Origin of the sequence: Vibrio sp. 10N.222.49.C9, assembly GCF_041474985.1 — a bacterium.
Taxonomy (GTDB): domain Bacteria; phylum Pseudomonadota; class Gammaproteobacteria; order Enterobacterales; family Vibrionaceae; genus Vibrio; species Vibrio crassostreae_C.
This window is the reverse complement of the sequence record NZ_JBFRVD010001511.1, coordinates 1-315: the sequence shown is the minus strand read 5'-3', so window position 1 is coordinate 315 and position 315 is coordinate 1. Positions and strand designations below refer to the sequence as shown.

Annotated in this window: 1 protein-coding gene; it reads left to right on the top strand. The window is 47.9% G+C overall.

What is annotated here, in order from left to right; all coding sequences use genetic code 11:
- On the top strand, nt 1-315 hold a 315-nt coding region (locus AB4585_RS29005), incomplete at both ends, for an Hsp33 family molecular chaperone HslO (RefSeq protein ID WP_372172249.1).

The following is a 315-nucleotide window of genomic DNA, read 5'->3' as shown; positions in this document are numbered from 1 at the left end:
ACATCATTACTGACAGCTACTCTAAAGTTTGAAGGCTCTATCACGCTTCAATTACAAGGCGATGGCCCAGTATCATTGGCTGTCATCAATGGTGACAACAACCAAAAGATACGCGGTGTTGCTCGCTTTGAAGGCGAGATCGCTGAGACTGCGACTTTGCATGACATGCTAGGCAAAGGTCACTTGGTGATTACGATTTCACCAAACAAAGGCGAGCGCTACCAAGGCGTTGTTGGTCTAGAAGGCGATACCCTTGCGGAGGTTCTAGAGGCTTACTTTGAGCGCTCAGAGCAGCTTAAAACATGCCTATGGTTC